This window comes from uncultured Dysosmobacter sp. (assembly GCF_947631635.1).
Classification (GTDB): domain Bacteria; phylum Bacillota; class Clostridia; order Oscillospirales; family Oscillospiraceae; genus Oscillibacter.
The window spans coordinates 1-14,856 of record NZ_CANRMB010000006.1 but is presented as its reverse complement, the minus strand read 5'-3'; the positions used below and the strand labels follow the sequence as shown (position 1 = coordinate 14,856).

14 protein-coding genes and 1 tRNA gene are annotated in these 14,856 nt (G+C 52.5%); 7 read left to right on the top strand and 8 right to left on the bottom strand.

The window, feature by feature from the left end; genetic code table 11:
* Positions 1-85 precede the first annotated feature (85 nt).
* Positions 86-520: a MarR family winged helix-turn-helix transcriptional regulator gene (locus Q0Z71_RS04655; RefSeq protein WP_298018959.1), complete on the bottom strand. Its 435-nt coding sequence runs from the start codon at positions 518-520 to the stop codon at positions 86-88.
* 326 nt (positions 521-846) lie between these two features.
* Here Q0Z71_RS04655 and Q0Z71_RS04650 point away from each other — a divergent pair, with 326 nt between their 5' ends.
* A complete protein-coding gene (locus tag Q0Z71_RS04650) occupies positions 847-1,182 on the top strand; it encodes a hypothetical protein (RefSeq protein ID WP_298018956.1) in 336 nt (111 codons plus the stop codon).
* Positions 1,183-1,380: 198 nt separating this feature from the next.
* Here Q0Z71_RS04650 and Q0Z71_RS04645 read toward each other — a convergent pair whose 3' ends face one another.
* Complete coding sequence (locus Q0Z71_RS04645) at positions 1,381-1,815, bottom strand: MarR family winged helix-turn-helix transcriptional regulator (RefSeq protein WP_298018953.1); 435 nt, start codon at positions 1,813-1,815, stop codon at positions 1,381-1,383.
* Between the two features lie 228 nt (positions 1,816-2,043).
* Between Q0Z71_RS04645 and Q0Z71_RS04640 the strand changes: the two genes are divergently transcribed.
* From Q0Z71_RS04640 to Q0Z71_RS04630, 3 genes are read left to right on the top strand one after another with little or no spacing between them, the layout of a single operon-like run.
* Positions 2,044-3,192, top strand: coding sequence for an acyl-CoA dehydrogenase family protein (locus Q0Z71_RS04640; RefSeq protein ID WP_298018949.1), 1,149 nt, complete (start codon positions 2,044-2,046; stop codon positions 3,190-3,192).
* Between the two features lie 18 nt (positions 3,193-3,210).
* Positions 3,211-3,999 carry an electron transfer flavoprotein subunit beta/FixA family protein gene (locus Q0Z71_RS04635; RefSeq protein ID WP_298018946.1) on the top strand — a complete coding sequence of 263 codons (789 nt, stop codon included), beginning with the start codon at positions 3,211-3,213 and terminating at the stop codon, positions 3,997-3,999.
* Between the two features lie 17 nt (positions 4,000-4,016).
* Complete coding sequence (locus Q0Z71_RS04630; RefSeq protein WP_298018944.1) at positions 4,017-5,096, top strand: electron transfer flavoprotein subunit alpha/FixB family protein; 1,080 nt, start codon at positions 4,017-4,019, stop codon at positions 5,094-5,096.
* Positions 5,097-6,261: 1,165 nt separating this feature from the next.
* Here the strand turns inward: Q0Z71_RS04630 and Q0Z71_RS04625 are convergent.
* Positions 6,262-6,338, bottom strand: a tRNA-Val gene (locus Q0Z71_RS04625).
* A gap of 112 nt (positions 6,339-6,450) precedes the next feature.
* Between Q0Z71_RS04625 and Q0Z71_RS04620 the strand changes: the two genes are divergently transcribed.
* Positions 6,451-7,185 carry an elongation factor P 5-aminopentanone reductase gene (locus Q0Z71_RS04620; RefSeq protein WP_298018941.1) on the top strand — a complete coding sequence of 245 codons (735 nt, stop codon included), beginning with the start codon at positions 6,451-6,453 and terminating at the stop codon, positions 7,183-7,185.
* A gap of 48 nt (positions 7,186-7,233) precedes the next feature.
* Here Q0Z71_RS04620 and Q0Z71_RS04615 read toward each other — a convergent pair whose 3' ends face one another.
* The 4 genes from Q0Z71_RS04615 to Q0Z71_RS04600 all read right to left on the bottom strand — a co-directional run bounded on the left by Q0Z71_RS04615 (position 7,234) and on the right by Q0Z71_RS04600 (position 12,775).
* Positions 7,234-7,986, bottom strand: a complete 753-nt coding sequence (locus tag Q0Z71_RS04615; RefSeq protein ID WP_298018938.1) for an XRE family transcriptional regulator — start codon at positions 7,984-7,986, stop codon at positions 7,234-7,236.
* 183 nt (positions 7,987-8,169) lie between these two features.
* Positions 8,170-9,222 carry a hypothetical protein gene (locus Q0Z71_RS04610; RefSeq protein ID WP_298018934.1) on the bottom strand — a complete coding sequence of 351 codons (1,053 nt, stop codon included), beginning with the start codon at positions 9,220-9,222 and terminating at the stop codon, positions 8,170-8,172.
* 95 nt (positions 9,223-9,317) lie between these two features.
* Positions 9,318-9,572 carry a hypothetical protein gene (locus Q0Z71_RS04605; protein ID WP_298018931.1) on the bottom strand — a complete coding sequence of 85 codons (255 nt, stop codon included), beginning with the start codon at positions 9,570-9,572 and terminating at the stop codon, positions 9,318-9,320.
* A 575-nt stretch (positions 9,573-10,147) separates the two neighbouring features.
* Positions 10,148-12,775 (bottom strand): exodeoxyribonuclease III, encoded by a 2,628-nt coding sequence (locus Q0Z71_RS04600; protein WP_298018928.1) that lies wholly within the window; start codon positions 12,773-12,775, stop codon positions 10,148-10,150.
* Between the two features lie 223 nt (positions 12,776-12,998).
* On the opposite strand from Q0Z71_RS04600, the gene Q0Z71_RS04595 reads away from it, so the two are divergent.
* Together Q0Z71_RS04595 and Q0Z71_RS04590 are read left to right on the top strand one after the other, a co-directional pair.
* Entirely contained in the window at positions 12,999-13,460 is a 462-nt protein-coding gene (locus tag Q0Z71_RS04595; protein ID WP_298018926.1) for a hypothetical protein, read from the top strand.
* 175 nt (positions 13,461-13,635) lie between these two features.
* Positions 13,636-14,505 (top strand): hypothetical protein, encoded by an 870-nt coding sequence (locus Q0Z71_RS04590; protein ID WP_298018924.1) that lies wholly within the window; start codon positions 13,636-13,638, stop codon positions 14,503-14,505.
* 114 nt (positions 14,506-14,619) lie between these two features.
* Here the strand turns inward: Q0Z71_RS04590 and Q0Z71_RS04585 are convergent.
* A partial coding sequence (locus tag Q0Z71_RS04585; RefSeq protein WP_298018922.1) for a hypothetical protein occupies positions 14,620-14,856 on the bottom strand: 237 nt, incomplete at its 5' end.

The window sequence follows — 14,856 nt, the reverse complement described above, 5'->3', positions numbered from 1 at the left end:
AGGAAAAAGCTAAAGAGCAATCGAATTCAGGGCGAACAGGACAGGAACACACCGAATCGCGCGGTCTCAAGTCCCATACGAATCTTCACACATGCCTGCCGGCTTTTGCATTGTTTTCAATGACTTTCAACTGTAGACGAAACCGCTCCAAATCCTCCGGGTTGATTCCGGCAGTGATTTCTTTGTTGGCAGCCATGATCGTCTCTTCGATGGGCCCCTGCAATGCAGCACCGCTGTTCATCAGATGTACATGGATGCCTCTCCGGTCCTGTGTATTGTATATGCGCTCAATCAGCCCCTTCTTTTCCAGGCGGTCAAGAAGGCCAGAAACCGTGGAGGTGTCCAACTGCAGTGTCTGCGCAAGCTGGGTAGGCGGCTGCATATCCTCTGTCCAAAGGCATTTCAGCAGCGCATATTGGATCGGTGTCACATCATAGGGTGCCAGCATCAACTTAAAATAATGAAACACAGCATTTTGTGCATTATTCAGCTGAAAATTGATACACTCATTTAGCTCCATATATTCCTCCATCCAGACAATGCCATGGCATGTTTGCCGTTACCAAACTTTATTTATTGTATTATACCAAAGAAACCGCCGTTCTTTCAATAGATATAAGAAAAACATGCTCAAAAATTCGGAAAAGACAATTTAACAATACTTGTATTTCTTGCTGGTAATTCATCCTTTCATGTTGAATAGCCGCATTCCTGGTGCATCGTGATCAAATTTAATTTGTATGCGAAAAATTTGTTTGCGCTATATTGACTTTATTGAAGCAGCGGAATATCATGTTTTTCATAGATGGCAAACTAATATTACACTGCCGAGAGGGACCACTGACTGTGAAGGAACGGTTCACGAAAGAAATCACGGAAACTCTAATCGCCAAATCAGGGGCAGCTATGGAGAAACCATCCAAATTCGCGGCAGGAGACGACCTTGCCAATATCTATGAAACCAGAGAATTTTTGCGATTCTTGACGGAGGTGCACACAATGAACCGTGACTTTGAAAAAGCGTATCAAGATTTCCTGGATGAACAAGCGTATGATGAAAGAGCAGCTGCATTATTCCCCATAGCGCGTGTCGCTTTTCGGGCAGGGTGGATCGCCGCCGGCGGAGAGCTGCCCATTTCTGCGTTAAACACATATGATCTCCCTATCAATGGATCAAAATGATCCACCAGACTTTTGTGAAGGGTCAAGCCTTAGCAAAATGCGCCGTCCGGAAGGAATGCGGTTTATCTGCATTCCTTCCGGACGGCGCATTTCTTTTACCCAGCGGCTTCATCTTCTCATGCGCGGCGAAGTCATACACCGTGTTCTCTTTTCCGGTGCCCTGCCTCCTATTTTGAAAACTCCGCTTTAGGCCGGACATCATACAGCTTTGCCGGCCTTCGCATTGCTTTCAATGATTTTCAGCTGTTTTTTGAACACCGCAAGATCCTCCGGGATGATCCCGGTGGTGATCTCCTGATTGGCCTTCAGGATCGTATCCTCGATTGGGCGCTGAAGCGCGGCACCGCTCTCCAGAAGATGCACATGGATGCTCCGTCTGTCCTGAGCATTGTACACACGCTCGATCAATCCCTTCTTTTCCAGTCGGTCAAGATGGCCCGAAACCGTGGAGGTATCCAGTTGAAGCGTCTGCGCAATCTGTGTAGGCGGCTGCATGTCTTCTGTCCACAGGCATTTCAGCAGTGCGTACTGAATCGGCGTCACATCATAGGGTGCCAGCATCGTCTTGAAGTAGCTGAACACCGCATTATGTACGTTATTCAGTTGAAAATTGATACATTCATTCAGTTCCATATGTCCCTCCGTTCCATTAGCAGTATCCGATGTTATATCCGTTCCGATGTTCTGCATTAGTTTTGCATTATAGCAAAGTTAACCATGCCTTTTCAAGACATAATAAAAAAATATTTTGTTTGCAAATTATATGTTGACAAATTATTTGTTATCTGCTACGATTGCATCAGTTAGTTTGCCAGCAAAATATTTGTAAGCAAGTTTATATGATCTGACAAGGAGGTACATATGGATTTCAAACTGGACAAATCCCATCAGCTCCAGCAGCAGCTCTTCCGCAGCTTTGCGGAAAATGAGGTTAGGCCACTGGCAAAAGAGATGGACGAAAATGAGACCTATGATCTGGGACTTCTGAGCAAACTGCAAAAGTACGGCTTCCTGGGTATTCCCTACGCGAAGGAGTATGGCGGCTGCGGCAGTGACACCCTGGCCTACACCCTGTGTATGGAAGAAGTCTCCAAGGTGGATGCCAGCACCGGCATCGCCATTTCTGTGCACACGTCACTGTGCTGCTCCTGCATCAACAACTTCGGCACTGAAGAGCAGAAGCAGAAGTACCTGCGCCCCCTGATCGACGGCAGCAAAGTGGGCTGCTTCGGCCTTACTGAAACCAATGCCGGCTCCGACGTGCAGGGCGCCCAGACCGTGGCCGTAAAGGACGGCAATGACTGGATTCTTAATGGTTCCAAGATCTTCACCACCAACGCCGGATTTGCCGACACCTGCGTGGTCTTCGCTCTGACCGACCGCACCGTGCCCGCCTCCAAGGGTCTTACCGCTTTCATTGTGGACCTGAAGGAGATGCCAGGCATCACTGTCAGCGATAACATTGAGCGCATGGGCATCCGGGCAGCCAGCAACTGCATCGTCACCTATGAGAATGTCCGCGTCCCCGCCGACCGTGTCCTGGGTCCTATGGGCAAAGGCTTCAAGATCGCCATGGGCGCCCTGGACTGCGGCCGTATCGGCATTGCCGCCCAGGCTGTTGGTATCGCCCAGGGTGCTCTGAATGAGGCCATCAAGTATGGCAAGGAGCGCAAGCAGTTCGGCAAGTCTATCAACTCTTTCCAGAACACCCAGTTCAAGATGGCCGAGATGCAGACCAAGATCGACGCCGCCCGTCTGATGACCTGGCGTGCCGCCATTGCCGAGGACAACCATGAGGTCTTTGGTCCCCTGGCTGCCATGGCCAAGCTGTTTGCATCCGATGTTGCCAACGAAGTGACCCGTTTTGCCGTGCAGGCCATGGGCGGTTACGGCTACTGCCGTGAGTATCCCGTGGAGCGCATGATGCGCGATGCCAAGATCACCGAGATCTATGAGGGAACCTCTGAGGTCATGAAGATGGTCATCTCCGGTTCCATGAAGCTGAAGTAAGAGGGGAGTGCAGAAGAAATGAAAATTGTTGTTTGTATCAAGCAGGTCCCCGACACCGCTGAGGTCAAGCTGGATCCAAAGACCGGCACCCTGATTCGTGACGGTGTGCCCAGCATCATCAACCATGACGACCGTGCCGGTCTGGAAGCCGCACTACAGCTGCGTGAGAGAGTCGGCGGCACCGTGACCGTTGTCTGCATGGGTCCCCCCCAGGCTGATGTGGCCCTGCGGGAAGCTCTGGCCATGGGCGCCGACGACGCCTACCTGCTCTCCGCCCGTGAATTTGGCGGCTCCGACACCTATGCCACCGCCACCATTATTGCTACCGCTCTGAAGAAAATTGGCTTCGACCTGGTGATCACCGGACGGCAGGCTATCGATGGTGATACCGCTCAGGTCGGTCCCCAGATTGGCGAACAGCTGCGTCTGCCCCAGGTGAGCTATGCCGAGGAGCTGGACGTAGATGGCGACTACATCTTTGTCAAGCGTCAGTTTGAGGATTCCGCTCACGTCCTGAAGGTCAAGATGCCCTGCTTGGTCACCGCTCTGTCAGAGCTGTGCGAACCCCGTTATATGTCCGTCCGCGGTATTGTGGACGCTTACGAGAAGACCGTCACCGTCTGGGGCTTCGACGATCTGAAGAATGATCTGAACCCTGAGTGGATCGGCCTGAAGGGTTCTCCCACCAACGTATTCCAGTCCTTCGGCAAGAAGATGCGGGATCCCGGCACTCTGCTGAAGGATCTGACCGCTGACCAGGCTGTTGAAGCGATCATGGAAAAACTGATTGAGCGTCATATTATTTGAGAGGAGGGACCCCGACGATGAGTAAGGATATTTATGTTGTTGTAGAACAGCGCAGCGGTGCCATTCAGAAGGTCAGCATTGAGCTGATTGGCGAGGCGTGCAAACTGGCCGCCGACTCCGGTGAACAGGTGATTGCTGTTCTGCTGGGCTATAATATCAAAGACAAGGCTGATATGCTGATCCACTACGGTGCTTCCAAGGTTCTGGTTATCGACCATCCCGTTCTGGAGCACTACACCACCGAGCCTTATGTGAAGGCTGTGACGAAGGTCATCAAGGACTGCGATCCCAACATCGTGCTGTTCGGTGCGTCCAGCATCGGCCGCGATATGGCTCCCCGTGTGGCGGGCCGTGTTCATACCGGCCTGACCGCCGATACCACCCGTCTGGATATCGATGTGAAAAAGTATCAGGAGTATCTGAAGACCTCCACCTCCCTGGCTCTGCAGCCTGAGCGCGTGGACGCTCTGGATACCTCTGACCGTTACCTGAAGATGACCCGTCCCGCATTCGGCGGCAATGTCATGGCCACTATCGTCTGCCGAAACTACACGCCGCAGATGGCCACTGTCCGTCCTGGTGTCATGGAGATGCCCAAGAAGGACACCAGCCGTGCCGGCGAAATCGTGCCCTTTGACGCTAATCTGAGCATGGACGACATGAACGTGGAGATTTTGAAGGTAGTCCATGATGACAAGAAGACTGTGGACATCACCGAGGCAAAAATCTTGGTATCTGGCGGCCGCGGTGTCGGTGGTCCGGATGGCTATAAGCCTCTCCGGGAGTTGGCCGACGTGCTTGGTGGGGAAGTCTCCTCTTCCCGTATCGGTGTTGACAGCGGCTGGATTGAGAAAGACCGTCAGGTAGGGCAGACCGGCAAGACCGTCCATCCCAACTTGTACATTGCCTGCGGCATCTCCGGCGCCATCCAGCATCTGGCTGGTATGGAGGGTTCCGAGTTTATCATCGCCATCAACAAGGACGAATCCTGCCCCATGATGAAGATCGCTGATCTGGGCATCGTGGGTGACCTGCACGCCATTGTTCCCAAGCTGACCGAAGCCATCAAGGCCTATCAGAGAAGCCAGACTCTTTGAACGTGTAAAAGGCGGCTTTTCCTCTTTATCGCGGCGTTGCACGCCGCAGCGCCTGCGGTGCCAAGAAACGTATAAACTACATTCTTATGGCGACTTTTCCGCCAAGTCACATGCTGTGACTCTCATAAAACGGTAAAACCGTTTTAAGAAGAATTCGTATCAGATATGCTCATGTGGAAATTTCTCCTTACCTCGACAAAACGCGCAGAGACGATGTCTCTGCGCGTTTTGTCGAGGTAAGGTTTCTCTATAACAGGTGCTTCTCGCCGGGCTCTAACACGCCTATTGCAAGAACTTCATCACGGTGTAACACTTCTCTCTGCTAGAAGGGATGTCTCGAAAATTCTTATGGATTTGTGTTGTAAATCGCCGCCAAATCGCTAGGTTTCAGAAAATTTCAAAGGAGTTTTCGGGTACTTTTTCCTAGGCTTTCAGCGTTCGGGAACCACTGAGTAAATCAGTATAATGGCCGTACTTTGGCGCAAATAGTGGACCATTCGCCTGGTTCCATGCAGTTCCCTGAAAAATTTCCTGTTTTGGGGAAAAGCCAGCTGAACAGGGCAAACTTCCCACCTTGGGCATGCTTCGCGCAACGTGCGCCCTTCATGCACCAAGGTATACAGGTTCGCGCTTATGAACAGCGCACACAGGCGGTTCGCATTCTTTTTCCAACCGCGGTACGCTGTTTTTCGGTAGCCAAACTGGCACTTGACGATCCTGAAAACGTGCCCCACCTTGCAGCGCATGGAGGACTTGCGATGTTCGATCTATCTTTCCCAATGGATTGACCAGTCGGATACCTAGGGCAGGCTTTTGGGACGGCGGTCGATGTGGGAGAAATGCTCATTTTCCCGAATCTCGGGGCGCTTGAAAATGCCGAGATAGGCGAATTGCCATACCCCCCTTGTGGAAACCGCAAGGGGGTTCTCCAAGCTGGTAGAGTAAATGCGCATTAGGGAGGAGCATTGAAGGGCGGAGTAAGTTAGGGAGGAAGAGCGAGGGCAAGGAAATCGCTTTATAATCGAAGCGGTTTCTTTTTTGTGAGGCAGAGGCTTAACCCCAAATTAAACCTTAAAAATCGTAAAAATGTCGTATTTTCTAAATTTTGGAAAGTATACAGGTAAAAGAAAATCCCTCAAAGCCTTGCGGCTCTAAGGGATTGCTCTGGTGGACGATACAGGACTCGAACCTGTGACCCCCTGCACGTCAAGCAGGTGCTCTAGCCAGCTGAGCTAATCGTCCGAAGCGGAACAGGTATAGGATACACGAACGATATCGATTTGTCAACACTTTTCTTGCGTTTTTTTCGTTTTTTTGTTATACTGCCTCCATCGAGTAAACAGGAGGCGGGAATATGAACCGAGTCGCACTGGTCACGGGGGCCTCCCGGGGCATTGGGCGGGCCGTCGCCGTGGAGCTGGCCCGGGAGGGCTGGGCGGTCTGCGTCAACTATCTGGAACACCGGGAAGCCGCCGAGTCGCTTGTGCGCCAGCTGCGGGACAGCGGACACATGGCCATTGCCGTTGGCGCGGATGTGGCGGACCGGCAGGCCGTGGAGGCCATGGTGCAGGCCGTAAAAGCCGAATTAGGTCCGGTGGACCTGCTGGTCAACAACGCCGGGATCTCCCGGCAGGGGCTGTTTCAGGACACGGACGACGAGACCTGGGACCGCACACTGGCGGTGAACCTCACCGGCGCCCGGAATACCGCGAAAGCGGTGCTCCCCCATATGCTGTCCGAAAAGCGGGGGTGCATCATCAACATCTCCTCCATCTGGGGGCTGCGGGGCGCCAGCTGTGAGGTGGCCTACGCCTGCTCCAAAGCGGCCATCATCGGATTTACCCGCTCCCTGGCCCTGGAACTGGCCCCCTCCGGCATTCGGGTGAACTGTGTGGCACCCGGGTGCATCGAAACGGATATGGTGCGGGCATTGGGAGAGGAGACCCGGGCCATGCTGGTGGAGGAGACTCCGTTGGGCCGTCTGGGCACACCGGAGGACATCGCCCACGCCGTGGCGTTTCTCGCCTCGGAGCGGGCCGCCTTTCTCACCGGGCAGGTCCTGACCGCCGATGGCGGATTTATCGTATAAGTTCACCCGATCCATATAAAAAGAGAGCCGAAAGGCTCTCTTTTTCTTCTACGCTCTTCCCGGCAAGGGCAGCGCATGCATGATGACCCGGCCAAAGCAGGCCAGTGTCCGCCCACTGGTGGGGCCGAACACCACATCCGCATCGGCTCTGGCCCGGTTCAGGGAGAACAGGTAGACGATCCCCGCCGGGTCCTTGTAATACTGCTTGCAGAGGATATCTCCGTCCACACAGAACACCCCCACGTCCCCTGCCTGCAAGGGGTCCCGGTTCACATAGGCCACGGAACCGTCTGCGATGAACGGCGCCATGGAATCTCCCTGGATGCGGACGGCAAATTCCGCCGCCTGGGGCACCTCATCGGTGACAGGGATGTAGTCGAAGTCCTCGCCGAACACCGGGGCCGCATAGCCCGCCGCCGCGGGGCTGCGGTACAGCGGGATCACCCGGGGCTCCTGCTCGGTCCTGCTGGCCTCCAGATCATCCCGGTAGGCGCACAGTGCCTCCACCACGGAGCGGACCGTCTCCCGCCCCATGGGAGATAAGCCCCGGTAACGCTCCAAAAGCTGCCGCTCTGGATGGGTCAGGACCTGGCCGCCAGCCTGAAAACTGTCCTGAAACAGGGTGTTGGGGTCGGTTTTCAGGCAGTCGAACAGGCGGAGGATGACCTCCTCCTTGGGAAAGCTGATGCTCTTCTCGTAATTGCTGACCGCAGAGGGGGACACGCCCAGCATCGCCGCCACTTCCAGCCGGGAAAGTCCCAGTTCCTCCCGGCGGGCCTGCATCCGTTCACCAAAGCTCATAGCAGACATCCTTTCATTGCTCTCTGGTTTTAGAATACACAAGTTTCTTGTAACTGTCAATCCATTTTTACAAGAAACTTGTAAAATAGGTCTTGACTTTACAAGTTTCTTGTGATATCTTGTCCTTATTCACAAGATTCTTGTGAATTTATCAAGAAACCGGCAAGCCCACCACCACGGTATTCACTGGCATTCCCCCGGCAGAAAAACCGGCTTCCAGCCGGATGGGAACATCCGGCGGTCCGTGCCGTCCCAGCACCGGAAGACGTTATCCCCGCCGGTCCAGCACAGGCTCCCCTGCCGGAAAAGCCTGCTGAAATATCCGTGACGGCAATCCTCCGGTACCTGGTAGTGAAAGCACGGCTCTTTTCCGTCCGGCCCCACGGACCAGACGCCGTCGTGGAGCAGCGGCTCCCGTTTCTTTTTTAGGAACCCCAGCACCCCCGGCTCCTCTCTGGGAAAGCTCCGCAGCACGAGATTGAACCACAGGCGCCCCGCATGGCTTCCCAGCAGGTCCAGGTCTTCAAAGACGCTTTCCTCCTGCAAAAAGCAGCTGATCCGGGCTGCGTCATCCCCGCCGCATCTTTTCAGGATGGCCTTGTGATCCCGGAGGAGCGTCCGATTCGTTCCGCTCTTCACATCCAGCACCTTCAGGCCACCCATCCTGGTCCACACCACATGCTCCTCATCCAGCCAACCGTAATAGAAGATGGAGATATGCAGGTCCCGGCTCTCTCCGGTCTCCAGGTCATACAGGAAGAGCCGCTTTTCATCCGCCCGGTATTTGTAATAAGAGAGGACCCGGCCGCCGGGACTGACACACAGTCCCATCGGCGCGCCCTTCACCTTTTGAAAGCGGAACAGCTTTTCCACGCTCTCCGCGCCTATCCTCCACCGCCAGAAGGTATTGCCGTCACTGTAATACAGCGCATTTTCCGCATCAAACATGATATCCCAAAAGACATCGGTCCGCTGGACCCTGTGGGGAACTGTCATCAGGCGGCCCGCATCCAGGTCATAGACCCAGATCCCATGGACTCTATCCAAACGGCTGGCCCCGGACAGAGTTTCCTCCCGGACACCCCGGTGATTGCCAAAGGCTATATATCGTTCATCTCCGCTGATATGGGCCCAGATCTCCCCATGGCTGGGCGGTGTTCCCGGCAGTGCCGCTGTCCAGCTTCTGCCGTCCTTCTGAACCCGGAGCATGTCTCCGTCACAGCGGTATAAGAACATATGCAGTCCCCCTCAGTCCGTTTCTTTGCGTATTACAGATAGGATAGCAAATATCCCGGCCTTTGTCCATCTTCAGCGGCATTCGCACGGAACGTCTATGAAATGCGGGGAAATCCGGAATACCCGTTCTCAAAAAAAGAGGCCCGGCAAAGCGGGCCTGGTTTTGAAAGGAGGCGCAGCAGCATGCGCATGGTCTGATTGATAAAAAATCGGAGCAAGCGATCTGACGCTTGCTCCGACGTGGAAAAATGACTCACTTTGGATCTCGAACCGCCGATTCCCTCTTCCGCAATGAATTGGGCATTTTCAATGGTATCTTTATCTTTAATTGCATTATAGCAAAATGGCATGTTCGGATCAATAACCTCTTTACATTTAAATGCTATTTTACCGGAAACAAGACAATGCTATTCTCCTGCCCGTTCTCCGGGTGAATGAAGGTGGGTGCAGTCCATTTTAGGATCAACTCACGATTGCCGTCCTTCGGACCCGTCCAATAGTGGTGCCAATGACCTCGCCGTGCATGAGGGCGTTTATGGCTCCCTGGAACTGCTGAGACATTGGCTTCATGTTGGCTGTGAGAAGTTGCCCTGCGAAGAGCGGAACCGACTCGGATTCCGACCTGTTTAGCGGAAACCTCTCCGGCTTTGTCCCTGATAATATTCACTGTTTTGGGCCCGGTTCGAACCGATTTGACGGGCAGCGGTTCATCCTCTATGTCAGCATTTACAGAAAGCAGATAGAGAATCAACTGCATAGCCGTCAGGATAAAAGATGCCGTCTCCTTGGCCGGAGCCACTGGCATGGGGTGAGGATATACCTCCTGGGTTGTCCGAATGGTATCATCTACACAGTCTTGGATCGTACCGTCCGGTATCAAATGAAGCACCAAATATCTCAAATGCATTTTCGCTACAAGTCATATCTAATTAGTCTCGATAGGGAATCCCTCCTCAACCCACATAGGAGTTGTGATACCCCCATCTTGGGCATCATACCAGAACGCAGTATAAAAGTAAGCCTCCCAGTCCAGCTGGTCACCGAGGATTTGTTCGATTTCGCGGAATGAAAGAGATATAGGGGATTTGTCTGTCAGTCTGAAAAACTCCTGCAATTCTAAGTAGGGAGATTCGGCGGCCGGAGTTTCTTCTAAGACATCCTGGAGAAGGTTGTTAAGGTCTATGGACTCCAATGTGACATCATCCAAACCCGAAAATGAGTCATAGGCGCACCGGCGATGGATGTACATGAGATTCTGCGGCCTGCGGCCCCGCCCCAGAATCCGCTCTACCACATCAACCTCCTGATCGGCAAGCATGGGTTGTCCGCAGTAAGCACATTTGCCGCCCTGCCGCTGCCATACAGCTTTATACTTTCCGCTGTTCTTTTGGGTGTCGCGTTTGTACTTGAGCCAGGCGTAATAATCGTTGTCCAGATAGCTATTGGTACTTAACCGGCAGGGCTTATGCCGCACAATAGTGATGGGAGCCAGGCGTGTCACCCTGACCGTTGGATCATCCGGGAGAGCGAATACATAATATCCGTCTTCTTTTATCCAGAATTTATTGAGGACTGTATCTCGGTGCCACCGGCTGTATCGGTCGCACATCCTTCGTACTAACAGTCCCTCAACTACAGCGTCAACATGCCGGAAGACCATGTAGGCATCTGTGATGCGGTGGTAGGTAGCCCATCCATTGAGCCTCTTATTGATTAAATCGATTAGTGTCCTCAGAGACCCGTTGTGGCCGAGAATCAGGTCAGATAGTTCGCGTTCAATTTTTTGGATGGATTTGGTGGAAGGAGTTATCTCGAGAATTCCCTTCACCACTCGGTAATGCCTGGCCAAGAAGTCAAACCCATCCCGTAGACTAGCAATGAAGGATTTATCGTGATTGATCTTCAACCCGCGATCTGCTAGGAAATCTCCGATAATCTCCATGATTTGAGCGGCCTGTTTATAGTCCCTTGCCGTGACGGCAATATCATCAGCGAAACGAAACATACGGCCTCCATCGTGGCTTTTATGGCCTTCCGGGAACAGGTGATCATAGAGATAAGATTGCAGGCCGTCCAAAAGCATGTTGCCTAAGATGGGGGAGAGCGATGTTCCAAGCGAGATACCTTGGTCGGTTTCGAACAACTGCCCATCCCGGACGACTCCCGCCTGTAAGAACTTCCTGAGCATTGTCTTATCCATAGGGATTAAAGTCAGGAGGCGCTCATGGACTATGCTGCTGTAATAGGCTTTCACATCGACTATTGCAATGAATCCAGGCGCATCCGGGCCACTGAGTTCCTGACTTAGGTATGCATGCAGATCCAACGCTGAGCGGCCTCGGCGGGCAGAGAAACTCCCATGGTCAGCTGTGGATTCCGCGACGGGATCCAAAGAAAAGGCATAGAGTGCCATCATTGCCTTATCCCGCGCTGCCGGTATATGGACGATGCGTGTATGGCCGCTGTCCGCGATTTCATGGTGTCGGTATGGGAGAGGGTGGTACCCTCGTGAAGTCAGGGACAGGGCTGCCTGCATCATCTGAGCCGGTGTAGACCACTTCACATTATCTACACCTGCAGCTCCGTCCATATTGACTACGTTACGCACAGCGAGAACCTTGGCGGCAAATGAGTGGACTATCTCCGTCTGGATCTGACTCACGGCTGACCAATCGCGATAATGCGCCGCCTCTGCCAGATTGATCTGTTTTTGATAGAGTGCATCTTCCATCTTTGGCCAGTCTATTGTGTGCCACATGACAGCAAGATCTTCATTAGAGATATCCTTTGGCTTAATCGCCGGCCTGATAACCATGGATACCGGACAGTGGTCAGAGGCGACAGTATTGACATGGTGGCTTACACTCTGGACGCAGTTCACTAGTTCATTCGAGAGCAAAAAATAATCCAGCCGGCAGCCGCGGTTCGCCTCCCGATTGTGGTTTTTGGGTGACCACCAGGTATATACCCCCTCTTTCGTGGGGTGTAGAGCTCGAAACGCATCTACATATCCGCAGGAAAGCAGCAGATTAAAACGCTCTCTCTCCTCCTGTTCAAACCCCAGCGGTTGGAGGAGCCCCTTTTCGTGCTCCGGATAGATGTCCAGATCTGTATGGGCCACGTTGAAATCGCCACAGAGGATGGCGGGTTTATCTAACCCTTTGATATATTTGCGCAGCGCCGCCTCCCACCTTGCCCTATACTCCGGACGAGTCGGGTCGGAATGCGGATTGGTATTGGGTACGTAGACACTTACCACATAATAATCTGCATATTCGAGTGCAATCAGACGTCCCTCGGCGTCAAGATCCTCATCAGCGTCAAAGCCCAGGGTAATAGACCGGGGCTGTCGCCGCGTAAGAACAAGGGAACCGGAGTAACCAGATCTCTTGGCAGGATTCCAGACTTGGTTGTAGCCTGGGGTGTTAAGCTCACACTGCGATTTGATTTCCTGGCAGCATAGGATATCAGGCCGGGTGTCTGCCAAGAACCGCAGAAACCCCTTCCGCCGGCAAGCGGCGATCCCATTGACATTCCACGTCGTTATTTTCATTTTGGCCTCCGTCTCCCCTGCAGTTTACAAAAAAACAGCTGGCGGTTTCACCAGCTGCTTTTTGAGTGTGTGATGAGACATCACAAATCATTGCTCCTGCTTTAATTATAATTATTCTTCCAATCCATGTCAAAAGTATTGTGAAGGCATTTATTGTGGGAACAAACCTTGCGCACCAGGCCGGATTCTGTTACACTGAACAAAAAAAGAGAGGGGGAGCGTGATGAGCCTTGATAACTTCATCTGGTATCCTGTTAAAGCTCCAAAATATGCTGTTGTGAGGACTCCGTTACACTTCGATTGTCCTGCTGAAAATAATATGACAGTGACGGTGGAACTGCCGGTTGGGTGCCCGGTGCAGTATTGGATAGATGAAAAAAACAGAGATAGCATAAAGGCAATACTTGATTATATCAGTGTGGAAATGCCAAAAGAAGAGTTTGACAGGTCATTTCACAAGCTGCCCCCACCACCGCCCGGCCTGAGATATTGTTCCTGGGATGAGGTCTTTCTCGATGAGCTGGATGAGCTCTGGATTTATGATTTCAGGACGAACACATTTGTCCAGACAAAGGCCCTTATGGAGCAGAGTGAGGCTTTTCAAAAAGTATCTTTCATGTTAGAAGAGAACTTCAATGAAGATAATTATGGAGAAGATTGGGTGGCGCTGATCGAAGACACTTGATACCCGAGATGAGATTCGTCTTGTTAATTGGTTTCATCTCCATTTGGTGGAGAGGCGTATCCGCGGGAGACGTGGCCGTCCATTTGGCATTCGCCTCCCTGCGGCATTGCCCCTTGTATTTTCTCTAAACTTACGATATAATAGAGGTAGGCAGCAAGCTGGGGGGATGAGGCATATGACCGATATGAGGCGGACCATTAAGGACAGCCTTTTCTCATACATCTTTAAGGAGCCGGAGTACACCCGGAAGCTGTACCTGTCCCTCCATCCGGAGGACACCGATGTGCGGGAAGAAGATTTCAAGCTGGTCACGCTCGCCACTATTCTGACCAATGGGATCTATAATGACTTGGGCGTTCTTGTCCGGGATAAACTCATCCTCCTGGTAGAGGCACAGTCCACATTTTCTGTGAATTTGGCCCTGCGAATGCTTCTTTACCTGGCAGCGACCTACAAGGAGTATGTAGAGGAACAGAATCTGGATCTGTACGCTCCGAAGAAGGTTTCCGTACCAAGACCGGAACTCTATGTCGTCTACACAGGAAAGCAGAATGTACCCGATGTGCTTCGCCTCTCCGATTTGTATGAGGGTGCCGGTAGCGCGGAGGTCGCGGTAAAGGTGCTTCGCGGGGATACCGGCGGCAAGGACGATATCGTGTATCAATATGTCCGGTTTTGCCGGATTGCTGATGACCAGCGGCGGGTGTTTGGGCCTACACAGCTGGCGGTAGAAGCAACTATCCGGCAGTGTTTGGAAGAGGGGGTTCTAGTCCCCATCCTGGCGTCAAGGCAGAAGGAGGTAGCCGATATCATGGTGACATTGTATGACCAAGAAAAAGTGATGGAGATTCATGACTACAACACCCGAATGGCCGCTCTGGAGGAAGGCCGGGAGGAAGGCCGGGAAGAAGGCATTTCTGCCATGATTTCTACGCTGAAGGAACTGGAGATTGAGAAAGCAGTCGTGGTTCAGAAAATCATGAAACAGTTCAACCTTCTTCCCCATGTTGCCGAGACGAAGGTCGAGCAATACTGGAAGCAATAACAAATTCATATGCGAATATAACATGGCCGGAGGGAGCGCATACAGTCTTGCGGCTTCTTTGGAGAAAAAGGCACGGGAACTCCCGTGCCTTTATTCTTCCTCTATTTCAGCCTATCAGAGTTCAATGCCAAGTTTTTCGGCAATTTCTTTAGGCGAAAGGCCTGCCTCCTTCGCCTTTGCCATAACTGCTTTCATTGTCACAGGATGCAGAAGACTCTGCTTTTGAGCTTCCAGTTCAGCAATTTCGGCCTGTTTTTTTGCGATTTTCCCTTCGATGTTAGAGTCGGGAGAAATTAGCCATTTTCTGCCGGGAGAAAACAGCCAATTTCGGCCGGACGAAAATCGCCAATT